This is a genomic window from Sulfolobus sp. B1 (assembly GCF_007050195.1).
Taxonomy (GTDB): Archaea; Thermoproteota; Thermoprotei_A; order Sulfolobales; family Sulfolobaceae; genus Saccharolobus.
Window position 1 is genome coordinate 1 of sequence record NZ_QIMI01000303.1, and the last position, 820, is coordinate 820.

The window sequence follows — 820 nt, forward strand, 5'->3', positions numbered from 1 at the left end:
ATCCCTTTCATTCTAGGATGGATAATAGGGGTATTCATACGTGTTAATCGATTATTCTTAGTGGGCATAATAAACTATGAACTGTACGCATTGGCTTCCATACTTGGCTATATTATGGGTAAAGAGTTCAATATCAAGTTAATAATAGACGGTGGAAAAGATGCCTTATTATCCATACTTATAACAGTTATAGGAGATGTTATCATAGGAGCCTTATTATTTTTAATGCACGTAGCACCCATAAATGTTTCATTAGTTATATCACTAGCTAGTGGATGGTATAGTTATGTGGGTCCATTAGTAGCTTTAGAAGTCAACCCTTATTTAGGTACTTTAGCGTTTCTTATAAATTTCTTAAGAGAACAGCTGACTTACGTATTTGTACCTCTATTGTTAAGGCTGAGATTTGAACCTAAGTCTGCAATAGCAGTAGGTGGAGCTACAGCAATGGATACTACGCTTCCTCTTTATGTCGAAACGTTAGGTAAAGAGTACGCTATTACCGCGATGATAACGGGTTTTTTATTAACTTTCGCTATACCAATTATATTACCGCTTCTCCTTTAGATTTTTCCAATCTTTACTAAAACTATTATTGCAATTATTATAACTGCTAATACTACTATTAAGGGAAGATAATCATATACGTGGGTTCTTATCGCAGAGTTACTTGAACTATTAATTAGCGTAACATAAAGCATTATATTGTTACTGGATCCATTTATTTTATAGAGAACTCCATCACGATAAACTAGATTTATTTCTATAGAAGAGTTGTCTATCTCAACGTATCCCTTATAAAAAGAAGTATTTACATCAT

Annotated in this window: 1 protein-coding gene and 1 pseudogene; one reads left to right on the plus strand and one right to left on the minus strand. The window is 33.2% G+C overall.

The window, feature by feature from the left end:
• A partial coding sequence (locus DMP16_RS10330) for a lysine exporter LysO family protein (protein WP_143577227.1) occupies positions 1-567 on the plus strand: 567 nt, incomplete at its 5' end.
• On the opposite strand, the pseudogene DMP16_RS11150 reads toward DMP16_RS10330, so the two are convergent.
• A pseudogene (locus tag DMP16_RS11150) lies at positions 564-820 on the minus strand (hypothetical protein); the annotation flags it as partial. The gene DMP16_RS10330 and the pseudogene DMP16_RS11150 overlap by 4 nt on opposite strands.